Genomic DNA, 21,288 nt, shown 5'->3' with positions numbered 1-21,288 from the left:
CAGAACTCTTGCCACCTACTCCCCATGGCCGCCCACGGTTGGGTAATTTCCGGGCCCTTTCCGTGTTGGAACCGTCCGCGCGGGGCACGTGACGGGCACCGCGGGCGGTGCCAGCGCGTTGACGTCCGCCTGCTTCGAGGGGATACAGGGACAATGACCTTCCATGTCGACTCCGAGGTGGGCAAGCTCTACCAGGTGCTGCTGCACAAGCCCGACCTGGCGCTCAAGCGGCTCACCCCGACCAACAAGGACGCGTTCCTCTTCGACGACGTGCTGTGGGTGCAGCGCGCGATGGAGGAGCACGAGGAGTTCCAGCAGGTGCTGCGGGATCGCGGCGTCAAGATCCACCTGCTGGCGGACCTGCTCAGGGAGACGATCGAGCTCCCCGAAGCGCGCAAGCACATCCTCGACGGGATCCTCGACGAGCGCTTCATGGGCCCCCTGGCCGTCGACGACATCCGCAACACCCTTGACACGATGGACTCCAAGACCCTGCAGATGTACCTGACCGGGGGCATCACCAAACGCGAGATGGTCGAGGCGGGCTGCGACCCGAAGTCGATGTCCTACCACGCGGCCGGCGACGACGACTTCATCCTGCCGCCCCTGCCGAACCACCTGTTCACCCGCGACACCTCCTGCTGGGTGTACGACGGCGTCTCGATCAACGCGATGAAGAAGAAGGCGCGCATGCGCGAGACGGTGAACATGGAGGCCGTCTACGAGTTCCACCCGACCTTCGCCGACGGGTTCGGCCGGCCGCAGAAGGGCGGCTACAACGTGTGGCTGCCCGGCCAGTCGATCGCCCCGGCCACGCTGGAGGGCGGTGACGTGCTGGTCCTCGGACGCGGCGTGGTGCTGATCGGGATGAGCGAGCGCACCCAGCCGCAGGCCATCGAAATGCTCGCGCAGCGGCTGTTCCAGGCCGGCTCCGCGCGGAAGATCGTCGTGCTGAACGTGCCGAAGGCCCGCGCGTTCATGCACCTCGACACCGTGATGACCATGGTGGACGTGGGCGTGTTCACCAAGTACGCGGGGCTGGGCATGCTGCCCTCGTACACGATCGAGCCGGGCGACACCGAGAAGGAGCTCAAGGTCACCGACCATCCGCCGGAGGACATGCACCGGGCCATCGCGCGGGCCCTGGACCTGGACGACATCAAGGTCCTCATGCCGACGCAGGACGTCTACGCCGCCGAGCGGGAGCAGTGGGACGACGGCTGCAACGCGCTGGCCATCGAGCCGGGCGTGGTCGTCGCCTACGAGCGCAACACCACGACCAACAACTTCCTGCGCGACAACGGCATCGAGGTCATCACGATCCGGGGCAGCGAGCTCGGCAGGGGGCGCGGCGGGCCGCGCTGCATGAGCTGCCCGCTCGAGCGAGACGGCATCTGACCGATGAGGGTCATCGTCGCCCTGGGGGGCAACGCGGTGCTCCGGCGCAGCCAGCGGGCGGACGTGGAGCCGCAGATCGCCAACGTCGCCCACGCGGCCAAGACGCTGGCCAAGCTCGCGGAGAAGCACGAGCTGATCATCACCCACGGGAACGGGCCGCAGGTGGGCCTGCTGGCGCTGGAGAGCGCCAACGACCCCCGCCTGACCAAGCCCTACCCGTTCGACACGCTCGGCGCCGAGACGCAGGGCATGATCGGCTACTGGATGCTGCAGGCCCTGCAGAACGCGCTGCCCGGCCGGCAGGTCCTGGCCATGGTGACGCAGACGCTCGTGTCGGCCGTCGATCCGGCCTTCGAGAACCCGACCAAGTTCGTCGGCCCGGTCTACGACCAGGACGAGGCCACGAAGCTGGCCAAGGAGTACGGCTGGACGGTCGCCGCCGACGGCCACGACTGGCGGCGCGTCGTCCCCTCCCCCACCCCGCAGCGCGTGGTGGAGACGCGGCTGATCAGCAAGATGGTCCGCGAGGGGGTCGTGGTGATCTGCGCGGGCGGCGGTGGCATCCCGGTCATCCGCGACGAGCACGGCCGCCTGTCCGGTGTCGAGGCGGTCATCGACAAGGACTCCACGGCTTCGATGCTGGCCGAGGCGCTCGAATGCGACGCCTTCCTCATCCTGACCGACGTGCCGCGCGTACTGAGGGACTTCGGCACACCGCACCAGAGCGAGCTCGCGAACACCACCCCGCACGAACTACGCGCCCTCGACTTCCCAGCGGGCTCCATGGGGCCGAAGGTGGAAGCGGTCTGCCGTTTCGTGGAGACCACCGGCGACATGGCGGCCATCGGCGAGCTCGGGCAGGCGGAGCAGATCTTGGAAGGCACCGCGGGCACGATCGTCACGCCGAACGCACGCTGGCCGCTGACCAGCACGCTTTAGGGCTCTAGGAGGTTTCGAGTGGCACTCGCCCAACGGCTCTTCCGCATCAAGCCCACCGACCAGATCGTGGCCGAAGGCGGCCACGGCGAGGGCGGTGAGCTGCGCCGCACGATGTCGCTGTGGCAGCTCACGCTGTTCAGCGTCGGCGCCACGCTCGGCACCGGCATCTTCGTCATCCTCGGCCAGGCCGTGCCGAAGGCGGGTCCCGCCGTCGTGCTGGCCTTCGTGCTGGCCGCGATCACGGCGCTGTTCTCCGCGCTGTCGTACGCGGAGCTGGCCGGCACGATCCCGGTGTCCGGCTCGTCCTACTCCTACGCGTACGCGACGCTGGGCGAGATCGTCGCCTGGATCTGCGGCTGGTGCCTCATGCTGGAGTACGCGGTGTCGGTCGCGGCGGTGTCCGTCGGCTGGGGCGAATACCTCAACTCCTTCCTGAAGGGCCTGTTCGGCTGGGAGCTGCCCGCGTCGATCACCCGCTCCCCCGGCCAGGACGGCGGCGTGGTCAACGTCACCGCGATCCTCATCGTGCTGCTGGCCACCTGGCTGCTGCTGCGCGGGGCGTCGGAGAGCGCCACGGCCAACGCCGTGTTCGTGCTCATCAAGGTCGCCGTGCTGATCTTCTTCTGCGTGGTGGCCTTCTCCGCGTTCAGGGCCGGGCACTTCTCGCCGTTCGCGCCCATGGGCGTCGCGGGCGTCACGGCCGCCGCCTCGCAGGTGTTCTTCTCCTACATCGGCTTCGACGCCGCCTCCACCGCCGGCGAGGAGGCCAAGAACCCCAAGCGCGACCTGCCCCTGGCGATCATCCTGTCGCTGGCCATCGTCACGATCATCTACGTCGTGGTGGCCGTGGCCGCGATCGGCGCCATGCCGTGGACCGACTTCGACCCGGAGCGCACCGAAGCCAGCCTCTCCTACATCGTCGACCTCGCCACCGGTGCCACCTGGCCGGGCCTGATCGTCTCCTTCGGGGCGGTCGTGGCCATCGCCAGCGTCGTCCTGACCGTCATCTACGGCCAGACCCGCATCCTGTTCGCCATGTCCCGCGACGGGCTCATCCCGCACATCTTCCAGAAGGTGAACCCGCGCCACCAGGTCCCCGTCGCCAACACACTCATCGTGGCGGCGTTCATCTCCGTACTGGCCGGGCTGGTGCCCCTGGGCCAGCTCGCCGAGGCCACGAGCATCGGGACGCTGTTCGCCTTCGCCATCGTCAACATCGGCGTGCTCGTGCTCCGCTACCGCAGCCCCGAGCTGCCGCGCAGCTTCCGCACGCCGCTCTTCCCCGCCACGCCGATACTCGGCACGATCTTCTGCGTCATCGTCATGGCCGGTCTCGCCGGGGTCACCTGGCAGGCGTTCGGCCTCTGGATGCTGGTGGGCCTGATCTGTTACTTCCTGTACGGCTATCGCCACTCGCGGTTGAACACCGAGGTGCCCCAATGAAGCTCGAAAGCGTACTGGCCGGATTCATCCCCGAGCCGAGAGGGCGTGACGCGCTGGCGCTGGCCGTGCTCCTGGCCGGACAGGTCAAGGGGCAGCTGACGGTGGCGTACGTGCAGCCGCCCGCGTGGACCACGCCGGGGCCCGCGCGCGCCGACCTGACCGAGTGGCGCAAGTATCTGCAGGAACAGGCGGAGGCCACGCTCGGGCAGGCCCGGGCGCTCACCGGCGACAAGGCCGACTACGTCGTCCACACCAACAAGGGCAGCGGGCGCGGGCTGGTGGAGCTGGCCCGCAAACGCGCGGCCGACGTCGTCGTGATCGGCTCCGCGCCGGGCGGCGGCAGGGGCCGCATCTCCGTCGGCAGCACCGCCGACCAGCTGCTGCACTCCTCGACGGTGCCGGTCATGCTGGCCCCGCGCGGTTACGCGGACGCACTGCCCCCGGCCGTCGAGCGGATCACCGTCGCCTACCGCCGCGGCCCGTGCGCCGACGCCGCGGTGCGCGACGCCGCCCAGGCCGCGGTCATCCTCGACGTGCCGCTGCGGCTGGTCACCCTGCTGATCCGCGGCGCCCGCCGCGCCAAGATCGAGGAGGACATGCTCACGCGGCTGCGCGACCAGGTGGCGGACGACCTGCAGGCGGCGGCCACCGGGCAGCGGCGGCACATCCGGGCGGAGTTCGAGATCCTGGAGGGCCGCGACGTGGCACAGGCCATGGGCCAGACGTCGTGGTCGCCGGGCGAACTGCTCATCTGCGCCTCCAGCAACGCGGGGCCGTTGCGGCGGGTGTTCCTGGGGGACACGTCACTGAAGATCGTCCGTGCGGCCACGTGTCCGGTCATGATCCTAACGCGTCAACCCTGACCCCGGCGCCACATCGTCCGCCGGACCGCCCTTCACCGCGCTCTTGGCCGCCCCTCGCCGGGCCCTTGGCCGGCCCGCACCGCACTCTCGGCCGCCCTCGCCGGGCTCTTGGCCGGCCCTCGTCGGCCCTTCTCAAGGCCTCTCACCTCGGGCTCCACGCGATCACTGACATGGTTTAGCGGTGATTTCCACCATGCATGTCACTGGGCAAACAGTGACGAAGTATTGTTACTCATGGGACAAGAGGGGCTATTAAGTCGTTCCATCCCGGATCGGATTCGGCATCTTTTTTCCAATCAGCTTGACCTTCGGCGCCCGCCCCTTTACCGTCACTGTGCGTAACCACACTGCGCGGCGTTATGGGGTAAACCCAGAGCCATGGCTACCGATGGTGCCTAACACGGCACACACCCCCCGGTGGCCGGGGCATTCGCCGCAAGGGAGCACAATCTACTGAGAGCGCTACATACGAGAGCCGGGGGGCCACACGATGCCGTCTGAGTACGCAAAGTCGCTGGGTGCACGACTCCGCGCCATCCGCACCCAGCAGGGCCTGTCCCTGCATGGAGTCGAAGAGAAGTCGCGTGGCAGGTGGAAAGCCGTGGTCGTGGGCTCGTACGAGCGTGGCGACCGTGCTGTAACGGTTCAGAAACTTGCCGAGCTTGCCGACTTCTACGGGGTGCCCGTCTCCGAGCTGCTGCCCGGCGGGGCCGCGCCGAGCCCGCTCGGCCCGACACCGAAGCTTGTCATCGACCTGGAACGTCTTGCGACGCTGCCGAAGGAGAAGGCCGGGGCACTCGCCCGTTACGCGGCCACCATCCAGAGCCAGCGTGGCGACTACAACGGGAAGGTCCTGTCGATCCGCCAGGAGGACCTGCGCTCCCTGGCCGTGATCTACGACAAGTCGCCGAGTGAGCTGACCGAGGAGCTCATCAGCTGGGGCGTCCTCGACGCGGAGGCCCGCCGCGCCGTCGAGTCCTTCTGACCACTCCTGCGTCTCGGGGCGCGCCATGTGACGGGCGCGTCCCGCTTTTTCGTCTTGACGTCTCCCGTACGGCGGCACGGTGAACCTCCGTACGGGAGCACGAGGACGCGCTTCGTCCGGCCAGGCGCGGGCACCGGCCAGGCTGAGAACCTCGGTAGGACGCCTCGTGTCTGCCGGCTCGTCACGACCCTGCAGGCCCCGCCGCGCGAGTTCATCGGCGAGGGCCTAGCGGCACGCCCCCGCGCGAATCCCACCGCGACGTCGCGCACGGATCCCACCGCCACATCTTGTGCGAATGCCGCCGCCGTATCCTCGCGCAAATCCACCGCACCTCCACCGCGCCCACGCGTCGGCCCAGCCGCGCAGGTCCGGCGGAGTCTGGCCGTCCAGAGTCCCACCGCGTTCGCCCAGACAGGGCTGGGAAACGGCGCGTTCTCCTAGCTATATCGAACGCCAGTTCGTATACTGGATCAATGCATCTCGACATGAAAGGCCTACCAGGGTTGTGGCGGCCACCGATCGTCGAACATGCCGCGACGACGTTCTCGACCACCGACTGCGGCGGCGAGGCGCGTTATCTGCTGGCGTGGGGCGATACGGAAGGAGAGCGGTGGGGATTCCTGCTATGGCCCCCGCAGACGCTGAACACCGATGACGGCACCGAGCACACGGGCCAGGCCCAGTGGGTGGTCTGGCAGGACATCCGGCCGGTGACCGGCGAGGATTACAGCACCGTACCGCTGTGCGATCCGATGTGAACCACCTCCTGACGGGCTGCTGAGGACGTACGGGCAGACCGGGCGGGACTCGTACGCCGAGCAGGTCGGGCCCCGCGGAGCGAGCAGGTTGCGGCACGGGGAGCGGATCGGAGCACTCAGGGCGAAGCGGATCGACGCGGCGACGAAGGCGGAACACCGCTCGCCTTCGTCGCCGCGCGGTTGCGTCCGGTGCGTCCCCGCCGCAAGGCGCCGACATGGTCACACGTCCAGGCGGTTCCACCACGCGATGGGACGTATCGCCTCGGGGCGGTGGTTCGCAGGCCGGGCAGCGCGAGGATCGTTCATGCCGTGGTGGGCACGGCGATGTTCTGCTCGTAAGCGGTGCCGCCGGGAAGGCGGAAGGCTTCATCAGGGCCGGGGCTTTGCGCGTTCTCGCGGCGGGCCGTCTCGGCGGAGCCGGCCGTGAAGGTCTGCCAGCGCCTGGCCTGGCTGTTGAGGAGCGCGACCAGCGGCAGCAGCGGAGTGCTGTCCGATTCAGGGATGCCCAGGTGGTCGGAGAGCTCGGTGCCGAAGGCACGCCGCAGCAGGCCGTGGAGGAGGTCGCGGAGTCGGTCCTCGGCCATCAGGGGGTTGGGTGCGCAGGCCATGGCGCTCGCCGTGGCGCTGACCATGGCCGCGGTCAGCGCACGCGAGTTGTCGTCCGGCTCAGCGTTCGTCATGTCCAGCAGGTTCTGCAGACGACGAGCGCCGGCGTGGTCCGTGACGCCCTGGTAGAAGCGTTCATCGATCCCGAGCAGATAGGCGACGTAGGCCCAGTACTGGTACAGGCTCTTCTGTTCTTCGGCACTCAGCTCGATACCGACCGCCGCGAGGGCCGTGAAGGGGGTGAGCGTGAAGTCCAGCCACGTGCGGGCCATGTCGGTCTGCCCGATTGGGAGGCCCCAGACGGCCGTGTCCCAGCCGCGCTGGAGAGCGGTGGCTCGTACCCGCGCATGCAGCAGGCGGACCTGCGCGGTGCTGATGTAGCCGGGAGCTCCTCGGTGAAGACCTCCGGGCAGCGTGCTCTGACGCCCCCACATCCCGGTCTCGACGAGTCGGCGGGAGGCCATCTTCGTCAGCTGTCCCGTCTGCGCCAGCAGCCGCGCGATGGCGGGCGAGACATAGGTGTGCACCAGGGCGCTGCTGATCGCGCAGATTTCGAACCACGGCTGGGGCACCGACAACAGGGCGACCTCACCACGGTCCAGCAGCGCGGGATCGACCCAGGAAGGCACCGTCTCCAGCTGCCGTAGCAGTGCCTCGATGGCCCTGGGCGGCTCTTCGCCCAGGCCGGCAAGACCCTCGGCGAGTCCCCGGTTGAGGATGCGGCGGCCTTCCTTGCCCAGCTGGTCGAGTTCGGCGATCACGGCGTCGGCCAGCGGGTCTCCGGCCATGACCAGCTGGGCCGCGTGGTCGGCCATCGCGCCATGCCGGTGTCGGGCCTCGTCCAGGTTCACGACTCGCTCGGGGATGACAGCGTTGCGGTAGGCGTGGGACATGCGTCTGCTCTTACTTTCTCTAGAGGGAGCGGCCGGCGGGAAGGAGAAGACTCTCCTCGCCCCTTCGGCAGGCGGCACTTGCCTGGGCTCCCATAAAAAGCGCTGGTCAGTGGGGCTGGTGTGAGCCCGGGGCGGGGTGCTCGTGCTGGTCGTCCGGCTGATCGTGCGGGGGGCTCGTCTGCCGCGTCGGGGGGAGAGTCAGCGGGAGGTGAGGAGGGTTTCGGACTCGACGCGGGTGAGTTTTTCGGGGTTGCGGACGTAGTAGAGGCCCGTGACGCGGGCGTTGTCCACGCGGAAGGCCAGCACGCCGTCGATCACGTCGTCCAGGCGCAGGATGAGTGCGGGATTGCCGTTGACCGTCGTGGGCTCACTGGTGAAGGTGCCGCCGGCTTTGCCGAGACTGCCGGCCATGTAGCTGAGCACCTTGTCGGCACCGACCACCGGCCGCAGGGCCGCCAGCTTGAGGCCGCCGCCGTCGCTGACGAAAACAACATCCGGGGCGAGTACGTCGAGCAGCCCCCGCAGGTCCCCGGTCACGAGCGCGGACTGGAACGAATCCAGCGCTGCCCGGGTCTCTTCCGGGGAAACCGGTGTGGACGGTCGGCGGGCGTCGACGTGCCGGCGTGCGCGGTAGGCGATCTGGCGTGCGGCGGCGGGGCTCTTGCCGATCGCGGCCGCGATGTCGTCGTAGCCGAAGTCGAAGACCTCGCGCAGCACGAAGACGGCGCGTTCGGTCGGTGAGAGGGTTTCAAGGATGAACATGAGTGCCAGCGAGAGGTTCTCGGACAGTTCGACGTCCTCGGCCACGTCCGGCGCGGTGAGCAGGGGCTCGGGCAGCCAGGGGCCGACGTAGGCCTCCTTGCGCCGTTGGAGGGTCCGTAGCCGGTTGAGTGCTTGCCGGGTCGTGATCCGTACCAGGTAGGCGCGCTGGTCCCGCACCTGCGCCAGGTCGACCTTCGCCCACCGCAGCCAGGCCTCCTGGAGGACGTCCTCGGCGTCCGCCGCCGATCCGAGCATCTCGTAGGCGACGGTGAACAGCAGGTCTCGGTGGGCGACGAAGGCCTCGGTCGCGGGGTCGGTGACGTCGTCGTTCATGTCGTGCGCTTCACTCTCTCGTGGTCGGCCTCACACGCCGGAAGCAGACCGTGGATATGTACCCGGTCCGATGACGGGGTCATCGGCAGCAGCCTCCCCACTGATCAGGCCAGGTGGAGTGAGCGGGCTGGTGGGAATGTCGCTTCGGTGCCCGGCCACGGCACACGAGGCCGCGGCGTTGTGTGCCGTCACTCCGGCTCGGTCCTCCTTGGGCCGGACCCCGTCGGGCCGACCCGACGAAAGGACTTGGCGCGTCGGGTGTTGGACGGCGTCGTGCGGTGTTCAGGCTGAGGCGTTTTCCAGGCGGTCGTCGCTGTCGCCGTGGGATGCGCGGGAGGTGGCCTTGCGTGCCCCGGACACCAACTGATTGAGGGTGAACCGGCAGGCGATCTCCTTGACGGGGGCACCGAGCCGCCCGCTGATGTGGAGCGCGTTCACCCTGTCGTTCAGGTAGGAGAACTGGGTGACGCCCTCGTTTCGGCCGAGGCTGAGGCACTGCCCGGCGAACAGCAACCGGACGGGAGCGGGTGTTCTCCCCGCGATCCGGCGCAGAATCGTGGTGGCGGCCCCCGGGCCCAGCTGCACGGCGGCCTGGCAGCTCATCCGGAACGGCCGGTCCGTCATCGCCGCCGCGTCCCCAGCGGCGACGATGCGCACGTCGTCCACGCTGGTCAGCGTCGTGTCGGTGAGCAGGCGGCCTTGGGCGTCGGTGCGCAGCCCGCTGCGGGCGGCCAGGTCCGGGACACGGAATCCCGCGGTCCAGATCGTCACCACGCTGGGCAGCTCGCGGCCGTCGTCGAGCCGTATCGCCTCGCGTGTCACTTCCGTCACTCGCGCGCGGGGACCTTCGAGGACGGTCACGCCCAGCTCGGCGAGCCGGCGAGAGACCAGACGGCGGACTCGGGCATGCAAGTAGGGGCCCAGCACATTGCCGCAGACCAGGGTGACCTTGCGGCCCAGTTCCGCCAGCTCGGCCGCGGTCTCCAGGCCGGTCGGGCCGGCCCCGACCACGGTCACCGGAGCCGTCGCGGGCGTCGCGGCCAGCGCCGACCGCAGTCGTCGCGCCCCCTCGATGGTCGACACCGAATGAGCGAACTCCGCCGCTCCGGGCACGCCGGGATCGGCGGCGCCGCTGCCCACCGCGTAGACGAGATAGTCGTACGAGAGCGTGCCACCGCCCGCCAGCGACACCCGGCGCTCTGCGGCGTCGATCCAGGTCGCGGTGTCGACCACCAGCCGGACGTTCCCGCCCAGGACCTCACCGAAGTCCTCGACCGCGTCATCGGAGCCGGTCACGAGCTGGTGCAGGCGGATCCGCGAGACGAAGTCGGGACGCGGATTGACCAGGGTCACCGACACGCCATCGCGCCGAGCCAGGCGATTGGCCGCCGTCACTCCCCCGTACCCGCCACCGATCACGACCACCTCGACGTTGCCGTTCATCATGTCTCCCTCGTGTTGTGGACTCGACATGGAGACACCAGCCGCGTATCCGGCGTAACAACCCGCGGATGAGACTTAGCGCACAACGGACGAGACGCGGCGGCGACGCCGCCCCTTCTGCCGTGAGTGGCGTAACACGGCCTTGACGAGGTCGGACAAGGGCCGAGGAGCCTCGCGGTAGCGGGCGAGTGCGGCCCAGCCCGCTGTAGTCGGCCTAACACGGCCCTGCGGTGGCCACGCGGGGTCCGTCGCCACCGCGGGGCCGTGGTCACGGCCAGGCCGTGTCAGACCCGGCGGGGGCCGTGGCCGCCAGACCGGCCCCGGCTATCTGGCCGATCCCCAGGCCGCCAAGACGCTGCTGCCCCTCTGTCAGCCGGCTGCGTGCCGGAGACCTGGTCCGGATCGACAGGCAGGGGTACCGCAGCCTCAGTGGCCGCCTCAAGGAACTCATCAGGAGTCCTGCTCAGGTCAGAGTCGGTCCGGGAGCCGGGTGACGCCAGAGACATCCTCGAGTTCGGCCGCGCGGCCATGGAGGAACGGATGGGCCACAGGAGCATGCTTCAGGAGTCGTGCTCTGCTTCCACCGGGTTGGCGTGGTCGTTCTTGGTCGGGATGGTCTGCTGGCCTTCGCCTGGGTCGGTGTGTTCGCTCGTGTTCGAGCTGTCCGGCTGCCCACTCGCCGCCGATGTCGGCGGCGCGAGCGGTGTGGTCAGCCGGCCAGGGGGACCTCGACCGGGAGCTGGGGTTGAGCAGGGACGCCCAGGATGTCCTGGACCACGGCGACGAAGGTGTCGGCTTCGGCCAGGAGCTCGTCCGCGTCGGCCGCGCTGACGCCACGGACCATGCCGGCCTCGGCGGCGGCGCGCTTGGCGGCGCTCACCGAGAAGTAGGCGGCCCATTCCGCGAGCTTGGGCTCCGCCTCCGGGAGCAGCTCCCAGGCGCTGCGCAGGCGGCGCCTGCGGCCTTCCATGGGACGTGGACGGGCGGCCAGGATCGCCGCCGCCGCTCGTAGGGCTGCAAGGTGCGCTGCCACGTATCGGGATGCCGGGGTGCGAGCGGCTGTCGCCTCCGCCAGGCAGGAATGTGAATCCGTCAGGTGCGCCCTAACTGCGGGCGACAGCCGGGGCCCCTGCGTATCGCTGAGCCTTGGTGCCATCTTGCGCGCCTCCTTGGAGTCATGGCGGCTCCCGGCGTCTCCACCGGTGAAGCCAGATTCGCAGACCCCACCGACAATTCCGCCGGGCTGGCCGGACGAGGAGCTTCCCCGCACCCCGTCCGGCCAGGACGCGCCCACTCGTCTCCGCCGACGACGAGGACACGCCCTTCGCCCTGGAGCCTGATCGCGGGTCTCGCTTGGGGGAAGCGAACGGCCCGCGACCAGGTCCTACGACGTGAGCCGCGAGCCTCACGCCACTAGGTCGAACATAATTTCGATCACGCTCGGTGTCAACCTGTTCTACGAACACAGATTCGATCAACGTGCGGGAGGACGGACGATACGTCCGTCGACGTGCAGCGGGACGGAGGTTGGACGGGTCAGAGAACGCGTAGAAAGGCACACCGGGGACACGCGAGAGGGCACGCGGAGGGCACGCGCAGGGGTCCGCCCCCTTGGTGCGAGTCCGTCCGACGGGGGCGGTTAACGCAGGAGCGGGCAGCGCGCTCAGAGGCCACCCAGGGATCCACGGTCAGCGGTCCGCGCCCGACTGGTCCCCGAGAGTGGCGCGTCCGCGCTGAGTATCGGCAGCCGAGAGCCGGTGGGCGGATGGGACCGGGGGGCCGGTGGGGCCGGGGAACCGGGGAGGCTAGCGGGCCGGTGGGGCGGTCATTCGGTAGGTGGTCGGCCCAATAGGTGGTCGGTCTAGTAGCAGGGTCAGCCCAATAGACGGTCGCACCAGAAGACGGTCGCGGCGACGGCGGGGCAGGTTCGGGCTGGGCGAGCCGTAACACGGCCGGCCAGTCCGTACGACAAAAGCCACCCGCCGTCGACGCGGAAGGAACCAGCAAAGCGAAAACCCGTGCAGGCGGCTGTCTCAGACCACCGAGATGGCGCCTGACGGGCACAGCGTCACCGCGCGGCGGACGGCGTCTTCCAGTTCGGCCGGTGGGGTGGAGTCGAGGACCACCACGGTCCCCTCCTCCTCGCTCTGGTCGAATATCGCCGGCACCGTCAGCGCGCACATGCCCGCACCGATGCACACCGTCGTGTCTGCCTTGATCTCCATCATTGACCTACCAGGTGACAGGGAGGCGGTGCACACCATAGATGCTCATGTCCGAGCGCATCGGCACCTCCTCCGGTGATATGGCCAAGCGTAGGCCGGGGAAGCGCCGCAGGAGCGCCGGGTAGGCGATGCGCATCTCGGCCCGGGCCAGTTGCTGGCCGAGGCACTGGTGGATGCCGTGGCCGAACGTGAGGTGGCCGGTGGCGGGCCGGGTCAGGTCGAGGGCGTCGCCGTCCGGGAAGCGGGACGGGTCGCGGTTGGCCACCGGGAGGTGGATCGCGACCGATTCGCCGGCCTTGATGAGCCGGCCCTCGATCTCGACGTCGGCCAGGGCGCTCCTGACCGGGCCGAGGTGGATGATCGTGAGGTAGCGCAGGAGCTCCTCGACGCCGTTCTCGACCGCCGACGGGTCATCGCGCATGAGGGCGAGCTGGGCGGGATTGGTGAGCAGCGCGTACGTGCCGAGGCCGAGCATGTTCGCGGTCGTCTCGTGGCCGGCCACCAGCAGCAGGAACGCGACGCCCGTGAGCTCCTCGTCGTTCAGCTCGCCGTTCTCGATCAGCCCGCTGAGCAGATCGTCCTCCGGCTTCGCGCGCTTGCGCTGGATCAGCCCGTACAGGTACGCGGAGATGCGCGTCATCGCGCCCATGGCGTCCTCGGCCTTGATCTCCAGGTTGACGAGCACCTTGGTGTCTTCCTGGAACTGCGCCCGGTCCTCGTACGGCACCCCGAGCAGCTCGCAGATCACCAGCGACGGGATGGGCAGCGCGAACTCCTGCACCAGGTCCACCGGCTTGGCCGCGGCCTCCATGGCGTCCAGGCAGCTGTCGGTGATCTCGGCGATCCTCGGCTCCAGCTCCTTCATCCTGCGCACGGTGAACTGGCCGGTGAGCAGCTTGCGGTAGCGGGTGTGCTCGGGGGCGTCCATGCGCAGGAAGAACCCGGGCGGCACGCGGAGCGCCTGGTCCCCCGCGAGCTCCATCCGGGCCGGGATCAGCGGGTGCATGAGCTCGGGGCGGTTGCTGAAGCGCGCGTCGGCGAGTATGGCCCGGGCGGCGGCGTAGCTGGTCACGATCCAGCCGAGGTGCCCGTCGGCGTAGGTCATGCGGTGGATCGGCGTTTGTTCTCGTAGCTCGGCGATTTCGTCGGGCGGGTCGAAGGGGCGCTGGCGGGTGGTGGTGAGGGTCAGGTCCGACATGATGTGACTCCTTTCGCGTGGTCAACTCCCCCAGAAAACCTCATTCACTGCAAAACTTCAATGGATGAAAATCCCTAACTTTGGCGGTACAGTTCCCGGCATGGTGGGACTACGGGAGCGCAAGAAGCAGCGCACACGCCGGGCGCTGATCGATGCCGCGCTCCGGCTGTTCGACGAGAAGGGTTTCGAGGAGACCACGCTGGCCGAGATCGCGGCCGAGGCCGAGGTGTCGACGCGGACGTTCTTCAGCTACTTCGCCAGTAAGGAGGACGTGCTGTTCTTCGACGGCGCGTCGCGCATGGCACTGGCCACGGAGATGATCGCGTCCAGGATGCCCGGCGAGCACGTGGGCGACCTGCTGCTGCGGCTCGTACGGGCGAGCCTGCAGTGGGCGAGCGACGACGACTTCCGATTGTTGGACGCGCCCCTGCGGATGCGGCTCATCATGACCGTCCCCTCCTTGCAGGCACGGGCGCTGCATCTGCTGTTCGACAGTCAGCTCCAGCTGGCGCGGGCGCTGGAGGACGCCTTTTCCGACGAGCTCGACCCCGTGGACGCGGCGGCGGCCGTGGGCGCGCTGATCGGCGCCACCAAGCTCGCGGTCATCTCCACCATCAACCGGGGCGGGTCGCTGGAGCAGGCGGAGGAGGCGGCCGTGCGCGCCGCCCAGCTTGCCCTGCGCGGCCTTTCATCAATCGGATGAACCAGGGCCGATTACACCGAGCGCAGGCGGATCAGTGCGCTGGCGTAGTCGCCCGGAGGCAGGTCCGGCCGCAGGCCCGCCGACATCAGCAAGGCTCCGTGATGCAGCTGCCCGGTGTCCTCGTCGCGGTAGCGGCCCAGCGGGTCGAGCCCGGCCAGGCGGAGCGGCACGTGCGGCGTCCCGTGCGCGACGGGTCCCCGCCAGGCGAGGACGACCGTCCGGTCCCCGTAGGTGTACTGCACCCCGTACTCGAGCCTGTCCTGCCGCCCGAGCTGGACGACGGGCCTGATGTCCTTGTAGACGGCGACCAGCGCGGCCGCCTCGGCCAGCTCGGCCGGGCTCCACTTCAGCAGGTCGCCACCGAGGCCGAGCGCGCCGGCCATGGCGACGTGGAAGCGGAAGCTGATCGGGGTGACGCGGCGGGTGAGCGGGTTCGGGCTGTCGGTCACCCAGGCGGCCATCACGCGGGCCGGGTAGATCTGGCTGAAGCCGTGCTGGATGGCGACGCGGTCGTGGGCGTCGGTGTTGTCGGAGGTCCACACCTGGTCGGTACGGGCCAGCATGCCCAGGTCGGTACGGCCGCCGCCACCCGCGCACGCCTCGATGCGCAGGTGCGGATGGTCGGCGCGGAGCCGGTCCATGATCGAGTAGACGGCTCGCACGTGGTCGATCCAGAGCCGGTCCTGGTCGGCGGCGCCGGGCCAGCCCGCCTCGGTGAAGGCCCGGTTGAAGTCCCACTTCAGGAAGTCCACGCCGTGGTCGCCGACCAGCCGGTGGAGCCACTTGTGCGCCCAGTCCGCGACGTCGGGCCGGGCGAAGTTGAGGACGAGCTGGTTGCGCAGCAGCGTGCGCGGGCGGCCGGGCATGTGCAGCACCCAGTCGGGGTGGGCGCGGTAGAGGTCGCTGTCGGGGTTGACCATCTCGGGCTCGACCCAGAGGCCGAACCGCATGCCCAGCCCGTGCACCTCGTCGATGAGCGGGGCCAGCCCGGAGGGGAAGCGGTCCGGGTTCGGCCACCAGTCGCCGAGCCCAGCGCTGTCGCCGGTGCGCCCGCCGAACCACGCGTCGTCCATGACGAACAGCTCCACCCCCGCACGGGCGGCGAGCGCGGCCAGCTCCTTCTGGTTCGACTCGGCCACGTCGAACCCGACGGCCTCCCAGGCGTTGTAGACCACCGGGCGCAGCTCGTCCGGCTCGGGCAGCACGTACCCGGTGACGTGGTCGTGCCAGCGGCGGCTGGCCCCGCCGAACCCGTCGGGCGCGTAGACGCCGGCGAACACCGGCGTCACCCACTCCTCCCCCGGCTCCAGCCGCCAGGTGAGGCCCTCGTGGCCGAACCCGCCCGTCCACCCCGCGTTCCCCGAGGGGTCGCGGGTGACCGTGATGCGCCAGCTGCCGCTCCAGGCGAGCGCGCAGCTCCACACCTCGCCGTGGCGCTCGCCCGCGTCGCCGCCGTCGACGGTGAGCCACGGGTTCGCGTGGTGGCTGCTCAGCCCACGCCTGCTGGTCAGCGTCGTCTCGCCCACGGTGAGGTCGGTACGGCGCAGCCCGTGCTCGGCGCTCCACCCGCCGACGGCGTGGCTGAGCCGGTAACCGGGCAGCGGCGGAACGCTCCACGCGGCCGAGTCGCACCGCAGGATCGTCACGGGCACCTCGGAGCGCAGCGCGGTCCACCGTTCCAGGACGTCGCCGCGCACCCGGTAGTGCAGGTCCACCTCGAACGGCTGGACGGCGTCCCGGAAGTGGACCGTCAGGTGTCCCCCGTCGATCGTGTGACCGAGATGGCGCCAGTCGACGCCCCGGGACCCATCGGGAAAGGCGATCTGCAGCGACGGAGTGCCGAAGCGGGCTCCCGCCTCGGTGCCGAGTTCCTCGGCCGGTCCTGCGCCGTCGAAACTGCTCGCGGGAGGTGCCGCCGGGCGCGGCAGCGACGCCGCCTGCTCCTGGGTCAGAAGAGGTCCCCAGTGCAGGTGGACGGGGGTATCGTCGGCGTCGAGCCCGAGGACGTAGCTGGTGGTTGAGGTAGGCAGCAGATACGTACGGCTGGCCGCGTCGAAGGTCACCGAAGGCATGCCCCGGAGCCTAGATCGATGGGCCCTTCGAATCAATTCTTAACGAAGTTAATTAGTGTTACGATGCCCATCATGCCTGCACCGCTCACCACTCCCGCGGCGGCCACCGTGTTCACCATGGTCCTGACGCAGGGGCCGGTCTCCCGGGTGGAGATCGCCAGGCGGACGGGGCTGTCGTCCGCCGCCGTCACCAAGGCGGCGCGCCCGTTCATCGAGGCGGGCTATCTGGAAGAGCTGGAGGCCACGGACCGGCCGGGGCCCGGCGCGGGCCGTCCGGCCAGCCCGCTGGCCATCAAGCCGGACCGGGAGTTCTTCACCGGCGTGAAGATCACCGACGACGAGCTCATCGGCGTCGTCACCGACCTGCGCGCCCAGGTGCTCGTCGCCGCGCACCGCCCGCTGACGGCCTCGTCGCCCGAGGACGTGGTGGCGACGCTGGCCGACCTCGTGGCCGAGCTGCTCGCCGCCGACCCGGCCTACCGGCAGCGCTGTCACGCGCTGGGCCTGGCCGTGTCGGGCGACGTGGACAAGGCGCACGGCATGGTGCGCTACTCCCCCTTCCTCAACTGGCGGCAGGTGCCGCTGGCCCGGCTGGCCGCCGAGGCGACGGGTCTGCGGGTCACGCTCGAGAACGACGTCAAGTCCCTCACCGTGGCCGAGCAGTGGTTCGGCGAGGGCATCGGTGCGTCGTCGTTCGCGGTGGTCACGGTGGGGGTGGGGATCGGCTGTGGGCTGGTGGTGAACGACCGGATCGTGGCCGGCTCGCACGGCGTCGCCGGGGAGATCGGGCACGTCCCGGTCGGCGGCGAGGAGCCCGCGTGCCACTGCGGGGGACGCGGCTGCGTCGAGGCGATCGCCGGCACCGCGCCCATCGTGGCCGCGGTCCGCGAGGCCACCGGCGACGCGTCGCTGACCATCGACGCGGCCATCGACGCCGCCCACGCGGGCGACGTGGCGGCGCGCGAGGTGTTCGCCAGGGCCGGGCACGCGATCGGGCTGGCCATGGCGGCCATGGCGAACCTGATCGGGCCCGAGCGCATCATCGTGACCGGCGACGTGCAGGGGCTGGCGGCCTACGACCTGTTCGAGGAGCAGATCAGCCGGTCGTTCGCGAGCCAGGCCTTCGGGGCGGCGGCCGACTGCCGGATCTTCCTCCGTCCCCGGCCCTTCGAGCAGTGGGCGCGCGGCGCGGCCTCGGTCGCCATCCAGACCTTCTTCACCCTCCAGGAGCGCCAGTGACTCAGGAATGGCAGTGACCGCGACGACCGGGGTCTGGCAGCCGCACGACCGGGCTCCGGGCGAGACCCGCGAGGCGCGCCTGCGCGCGGGTGCGACGGAGCTGACGGCGACGGCGGCGGCCGAGCTGACGTGGACCGTCACCAAGGACGCCGCGGGCGTCCACGAGGTGCGGATCACCCCGGACCGGCCGGCCATCGTCCGCGTGGCGTGGCGGGTGCCGTGCGTGGCCGCCACGGCCTTCTGGGCGCCCGACGGCGGCGAGCACAGAGGGCTGCCGCCGTTCTGGCGCCGGCCCCGGGTGGCCGCTCTGGAGAAGAACGCCCCCGTGGGCTGCCTGGTGGGCGCCGGTGACGTGTCCCTGTGCACGTACGCCGTCGGCGAGGTGGTCCGGCCGGTGCACATCCGCACCGGGGTGGTGGAGGAGACCGGGGACTTCGGCTTCTGGGCCGAGCACGACGCCGAGCCCGGCACCGGCCTGGTGCTGCGGCTCGACCTCACCGGACGGCCCTTCGCCCGCACACTCGCGGACGTGGCCGAGTGGTGGCGCGGCAACGCCTGCAAGCGTACGGACGAGGCCGAGGGGTGGCGCGGCCCGTCGGGAGAGGTGCCCGGGGTGGCGCGGATGCCCGCGTACTCGACCTGGTACGCCATGCAGCAACACGTCGACGCCGCGAGCGTGGAGCGGCAGGCGGGCCCGGCGGCCGAGCTGGGCTGCGAGGCGATCATCGTGGACGACGGCTGGCACAGCGACGACCGCGGGCGCGGTTACGGGCACGTCGGCGAGTGGGAGCCGTCCGCCAAGTCTTTTCCCGATATTTCGGGACACGTGGCGGCGGTCAAGCAGGCGGGGCTCGCCTACCTGCTCTGGTACGCCCTGCCGTTCGTCGGCCGCCACACCGCGCTCTGGGACCGCGTACAGCCCTACTCGCTGGCCTACAAGGAGCACATGAACGCGGTCATCGTCGACCCGCGCTACCCCTACATCCGCGAGCTCCTGGCCGGCCACCTGAACCGCGCGGTCCAGGAGTGGGGCATGGACGGCCTGAAGATCGACTTCATCGACCAGTTCGCCGTCGAGGACCCGCCCGAGCCGGGGCCCGAGGCCGACTGCGCGACCGTCAACGAGGGCGTGCGCAGGCTGCTGGCCATGCTCCCCCGGGACTGCCTGGTCGAGCTGCGCCAGCCGTACGTGAGCCCGGGGCTGTGGCCGTACGCGACGATGGTCCGCGCCTCGGACTGCCCGCTCAGCCCCGCGCACAACCGCCAGCGCACGGTGGACCTGCGCCTGATCGCCGGGCCACTGGCCGTGCACGCCGACATGCTGATGTGGCACCCGGACGAGACCCCGGAGCGGGTCGCGGCGCAGCTGGTCAACGTGCTGTTCGCGGTCCCGCAGATCTCGGTGGACCTCACCACGCAGACGCCCGCGCAGCTGGAGGTGCTGCGGTTCTGGCTGGGCTTCGTCAAAGAGCACGCCGATGTGCTGCAGCGCGGCGCGTTCGAGCCGGCCCGCCCGGACCTGGTCTATCCGCAGGTCACGGCCCGTTCGGCAGACACGGTGATCACCGCCCGCTACGCGCCGTTGCCCGTGGCGGTGCCGGCGACGGGCACGTTCTGGCTGGCCAACGCCGACGACTCGGCCGACGTGCTGCTCCAGGTCGGCCACTCCGGTACGGCCCGCGCCAGGGTCCAGACCTGCCGGGGCCGTACGGTGGACGACACGACGCTGGAGCTGTCCCCCGGCACGCACACGATCACGGTGCCCACCGGCGGGCTGCTCCGGCTGGACCTGGACTCAGAAGCCGCCTCGTAGGCGGTCGAGGAACTGCGCCTCGTACAACGAGGGCGGCAGGAGCCCCGGCTGCCCGGTGCCCTCGATGTACCCGGCGGGCTGCTGGAAGGGGCCGTCTCCGGTGACCGTCCCCAGGCAGCCGATCGCGTAGTTCTGGGCCGTCGGCGGCTTCTGGACGATGAGCCGGCTGGTCGACACGTCACACCGCCAGGCCACCGAGTGCGCCGCCGACCAGCCGTGCGAGGTGCCGTAGCGGCCCCGGTTGTACAGGCCCAGCGTGTAGTCGTAGTGCGGGTCGATGTCGCGGTGCCCGTCGTAGAGCAGGCCCTGGGACCAGCGGCGGTGGCCCTCGCTGGAGTTCAGCGCGTACTCGGCCGTGCCGCGCAGGAACACCACGCCCGAGACCGTGCTGTGCCCGTTGGAGACGAAGGCGTGCCGCGACTTGTAGGCGTGGCAGTCGCGGAAGAGCACCTGCTGGGAGTAGACGTAGGTGTTGAAGTTGTACCGCCTGCTGCCCGTGACGATGCTGACGGGGTCGATGGCCCGGCAGTTCTCGACCGTGGCGCGGGTCGTCTCCTGGGTGGCCACCCCGGCCTGGGTGAAGTGCAGCATCGTGCAGTCGCGCACCCACGAGTCCTCGGTGCGCAGCAGCACGATCGCGTTGTAGGCGTGGTCCTCGTCCTGCTCGGGGTCGCCGTGGTACTCGATGTCCACGCGCAGCCGCTCGACGCCCACCTGGGTGACGAGCCCGGCCCGGTCCCACTTGTAGACCGACGACTGGGACAGCGCCCGGTTCAGGTGGTTGAGCACGGGCACGTCGATCTTCAGCCGGTTGCCGGAGATCTCGCGGATGTAGCGGTTGTAGATGATCGGGTGCTCGCCCACCTGCCAGGCCGGGCCCACGTCGTGGCCGCCGTAGTCAATGGCCTTCAGCCACCCCTCCGAGCACGGGTGATAGATCACGATGTTGTCGCCGGGCCGCAGCGAACCGGCGTTCGCCACCTCGAACTCGCGCGCGCCCACCTGCACGAAGTCCGTGGTGATGTCGGTACGGGTGCCCGGCACCTCCCCCGCCCAGCCGCCCGCCGCCGTGCCGCCGACCACGATCACGTCGCGGTCCTTGGGGTTGTTGCCGGTGGCCTTGATGATCGTGTTGCCCGCCGGATCCTCGCCGTCGCCGCTGCCGCGCAGCACCATGCCGTCGGCGCGTACGTACAGGGTTCCGGCGACCGGGTAGAGGCCGGGCAGCAGGAGCAGCGCGCCGCGCCGCTCGCGGGGCAGCGCCGCGATCTCGTCGAGGGCCGCCTGGACGTGGGCGGTGTTGTCGCCCTCGACCGGCCGGATGGCCTTGACCACCCGCGCCCACGGGATCGGCCGCTCGCCGTTGCGGTATCCGGCATGGCTGAAGTCCGGCAGCCGGTTGCCCTCGGCGTCCTGGGCGTAGGTCAGGCGCCCGCGCCGGTCGTAGGAGAGCAGCTTGGACTGCCAGAAGGTGCCGGCGCCGGCGGGGGCGGCGCCGGTCGCCGCCGCGAGGGCCAGCGCGCCGCCCGCCACGAGTAGACCGCGTCTGCTGAGGTCGTGTGCCATGGGGCCTGACTCCGTCCTAAGGGGGTGGTACGGCCCGCTCCCAGGCCAT

The 21,288-nt window shown here is 70.2% G+C and carries 17 protein-coding genes; 9 read left to right on the top strand and 8 right to left on the bottom strand.

The window, feature by feature from the left end; genetic code table 11:
- Positions 1–153: 153 nt before the first annotated feature.
- The 6 genes from LDL49_RS37675 to LDL49_RS37650 all read left to right on the top strand — a co-directional run bounded on the left by LDL49_RS37675 (position 154) and on the right by LDL49_RS37650 (position 6,386).
- Complete coding sequence (locus LDL49_RS37675) at positions 154–1,398, top strand: arginine deiminase (RefSeq protein WP_225298662.1); 1,245 nt, start codon at positions 154–156, stop codon at positions 1,396–1,398.
- A gap of 3 nt (positions 1,399–1,401) precedes the next feature.
- Complete coding sequence (gene arcC / locus LDL49_RS37670; RefSeq protein WP_225298660.1) at positions 1,402–2,337, top strand: carbamate kinase; 936 nt, start codon at positions 1,402–1,404, stop codon at positions 2,335–2,337.
- 18 nt (positions 2,338–2,355) lie between these two features.
- Positions 2,356–3,780, top strand: a complete 1,425-nt coding sequence (locus LDL49_RS37665) for an amino acid permease (RefSeq protein WP_225298658.1) — start codon at positions 2,356–2,358, stop codon at positions 3,778–3,780.
- Entirely contained in the window at positions 3,777–4,643 is an 867-nt protein-coding gene (locus tag LDL49_RS37660; RefSeq protein ID WP_225298657.1) for a universal stress protein, read from the top strand. Before LDL49_RS37665 ends, LDL49_RS37660 begins: the two co-directional genes overlap by 4 nt.
- 490 nt (positions 4,644–5,133) lie before the next feature.
- Positions 5,134–5,628, top strand: a complete 495-nt coding sequence (gene bldD, locus LDL49_RS37655) for a transcriptional regulator BldD (RefSeq protein ID WP_026214021.1) — start codon at positions 5,134–5,136, stop codon at positions 5,626–5,628.
- A gap of 473 nt (positions 5,629–6,101) precedes the next feature.
- Complete coding sequence (locus LDL49_RS37650) at positions 6,102–6,386, top strand: hypothetical protein (RefSeq protein WP_225298655.1); 285 nt, start codon at positions 6,102–6,104, stop codon at positions 6,384–6,386.
- Positions 6,387–6,688: 302 nt separating this feature from the next.
- Here LDL49_RS37650 and LDL49_RS37645 read toward each other — a convergent pair whose 3' ends face one another.
- The 6 genes from LDL49_RS37645 to LDL49_RS37620 form a co-directional block, all read right to left on the bottom strand.
- The gene (locus LDL49_RS37645; RefSeq protein ID WP_225298653.1) at positions 6,689–7,885 is read right to left on the bottom strand and encodes an oxygenase MpaB family protein; all 1,197 of its coding nucleotides are present in this window, start codon (positions 7,883–7,885) and stop codon (positions 6,689–6,691) included.
- A 198-nt stretch (positions 7,886–8,083) separates the two neighbouring features.
- Entirely contained in the window at positions 8,084–8,980 is an 897-nt protein-coding gene (locus LDL49_RS37640) for an RNA polymerase sigma-70 factor (protein ID WP_225298651.1), read from the bottom strand.
- Positions 8,981–9,262: 282 nt separating this feature from the next.
- Entirely contained in the window at positions 9,263–10,426 is a 1,164-nt protein-coding gene (locus LDL49_RS37635) for an NAD(P)/FAD-dependent oxidoreductase (protein WP_225298650.1), read from the bottom strand.
- Positions 10,427–11,132: 706 nt separating this feature from the next.
- Positions 11,133–11,579: an SAV_6107 family HEPN domain-containing protein gene (locus tag LDL49_RS37630; protein ID WP_225298648.1), complete on the bottom strand. Its 447-nt coding sequence runs from the start codon at positions 11,577–11,579 to the stop codon at positions 11,133–11,135.
- Positions 11,580–12,456: 877 nt separating this feature from the next.
- The gene (locus tag LDL49_RS37625; RefSeq protein WP_372470517.1) at positions 12,457–12,651 is read right to left on the bottom strand and encodes a ferredoxin; all 195 of its coding nucleotides are present in this window, start codon (positions 12,649–12,651) and stop codon (positions 12,457–12,459) included.
- A gap of 4 nt (positions 12,652–12,655) precedes the next feature.
- On the bottom strand, positions 12,656–13,846 hold the full coding sequence (locus LDL49_RS37620) for a cytochrome P450 (protein WP_225298646.1): 1,191 nt from the start codon (positions 13,844–13,846) through the stop codon (positions 12,656–12,658).
- 100 nt (positions 13,847–13,946) lie between these two features.
- Between LDL49_RS37620 and LDL49_RS37615 the strand changes: the two genes are divergently transcribed.
- Positions 13,947–14,549, top strand: a complete 603-nt coding sequence (locus LDL49_RS37615) for a TetR/AcrR family transcriptional regulator (protein WP_225298644.1) — start codon at positions 13,947–13,949, stop codon at positions 14,547–14,549.
- 11 nt (positions 14,550–14,560) lie between these two features.
- Here the strand turns inward: LDL49_RS37615 and LDL49_RS37610 are convergent, their stop codons facing one another.
- Complete coding sequence (locus LDL49_RS37610; protein WP_225298642.1) at positions 14,561–16,621, bottom strand: alpha-galactosidase; 2,061 nt, start codon at positions 16,619–16,621, stop codon at positions 14,561–14,563.
- 72 nt (positions 16,622–16,693) lie between these two features.
- Here LDL49_RS37610 and LDL49_RS37605 point away from each other — a divergent pair, with 72 nt between their 5' ends.
- Together LDL49_RS37605 and LDL49_RS58685 are read left to right on the top strand one after the other, a co-directional pair.
- Positions 16,694–17,860: an ROK family transcriptional regulator gene (locus tag LDL49_RS37605; protein ID WP_225298640.1), complete on the top strand. Its 1,167-nt coding sequence runs from the start codon at positions 16,694–16,696 to the stop codon at positions 17,858–17,860.
- A gap of 13 nt (positions 17,861–17,873) precedes the next feature.
- On the top strand, positions 17,874–19,673 hold the full coding sequence (locus LDL49_RS58685) for a glycoside hydrolase family 36 protein (protein WP_225298638.1): 1,800 nt from the start codon (positions 17,874–17,876) through the stop codon (positions 19,671–19,673).
- On the opposite strand, the gene LDL49_RS37595 is transcribed toward LDL49_RS58685, so the two are convergent.
- Complete coding sequence (locus LDL49_RS37595) at positions 19,656–21,239, bottom strand: hypothetical protein (RefSeq protein ID WP_225298637.1); 1,584 nt, start codon at positions 21,237–21,239, stop codon at positions 19,656–19,658. The two genes, LDL49_RS58685 and LDL49_RS37595, sit on opposite strands and share 18 nt — an antisense overlap.
- Positions 21,240–21,288: the final 49 nt, after the last annotated feature.

Source organism: Nonomuraea aurantiaca (genome assembly GCF_020215705.1).
GTDB lineage: Bacteria > Actinomycetota > Actinomycetes > Streptosporangiales > Streptosporangiaceae > Nonomuraea > Nonomuraea aurantiaca.
Note: the sequence above shows the minus strand (reverse complement) of the source record. Positions and strands in the feature narration are given on the sequence as shown.

Coding starts and splice junctions, on each gene's coding strand:
- LDL49_RS37675 (WP_225298662.1), top strand. CDS start 154: ATGACCTTCCATGTCGACTCCGAGGTGGGCAAGCTCTACCAGGTGCTG.
- arcC (WP_225298660.1), top strand. CDS start 1,402: ATGAGGGTCATCGTCGCCCTGGGGGGCAACGCGGTGCTCCGGCGCAGC.
- LDL49_RS37660 (WP_225298657.1), top strand. CDS start 3,777: ATGAAGCTCGAAAGCGTACTGGCCGGATTCATCCCCGAGCCGAGAGGG.
- bldD (WP_026214021.1), top strand. CDS start 5,134: ATGCCGTCTGAGTACGCAAAGTCGCTGGGTGCACGACTCCGCGCCATC.
- LDL49_RS37650 (WP_225298655.1), top strand. CDS start 6,102: ATGCATCTCGACATGAAAGGCCTACCAGGGTTGTGGCGGCCACCGATC.
- LDL49_RS37645 (WP_225298653.1), bottom strand. CDS start 7,885: ATGTCCCACGCCTACCGCAACGCTGTCATCCCCGAGCGAGTCGTGAAC.
- LDL49_RS37640 (WP_225298651.1), bottom strand. CDS start 8,980: ATGAACGACGACGTCACCGACCCCGCGACCGAGGCCTTCGTCGCCCAC.
- LDL49_RS37635 (WP_225298650.1), bottom strand. CDS start 10,426: ATGATGAACGGCAACGTCGAGGTGGTCGTGATCGGTGGCGGGTACGGG.
- LDL49_RS37630 (WP_225298648.1), bottom strand. CDS start 11,579: ATGGCACCAAGGCTCAGCGATACGCAGGGGCCCCGGCTGTCGCCCGCA.
- LDL49_RS37625 (WP_372470517.1), bottom strand. CDS start 12,651: ATGATGGAGATCAAGGCAGACACGACGGTGTGCATCGGTGCGGGCATG.
- LDL49_RS37620 (WP_225298646.1), bottom strand. CDS start 13,846: ATGTCGGACCTGACCCTCACCACCACCCGCCAGCGCCCCTTCGACCCG.
- LDL49_RS37615 (WP_225298644.1), top strand. CDS start 13,947: ATGGTGGGACTACGGGAGCGCAAGAAGCAGCGCACACGCCGGGCGCTG.
- LDL49_RS37610 (WP_225298642.1), bottom strand. CDS start 16,621: ATGCCTTCGGTGACCTTCGACGCGGCCAGCCGTACGTATCTGCTGCCT.
- LDL49_RS37605 (WP_225298640.1), top strand. CDS start 16,694: ATGCCTGCACCGCTCACCACTCCCGCGGCGGCCACCGTGTTCACCATG.
- LDL49_RS37595 (WP_225298637.1), bottom strand. CDS start 21,239: ATGGCACACGACCTCAGCAGACGCGGTCTACTCGTGGCGGGCGGCGCG.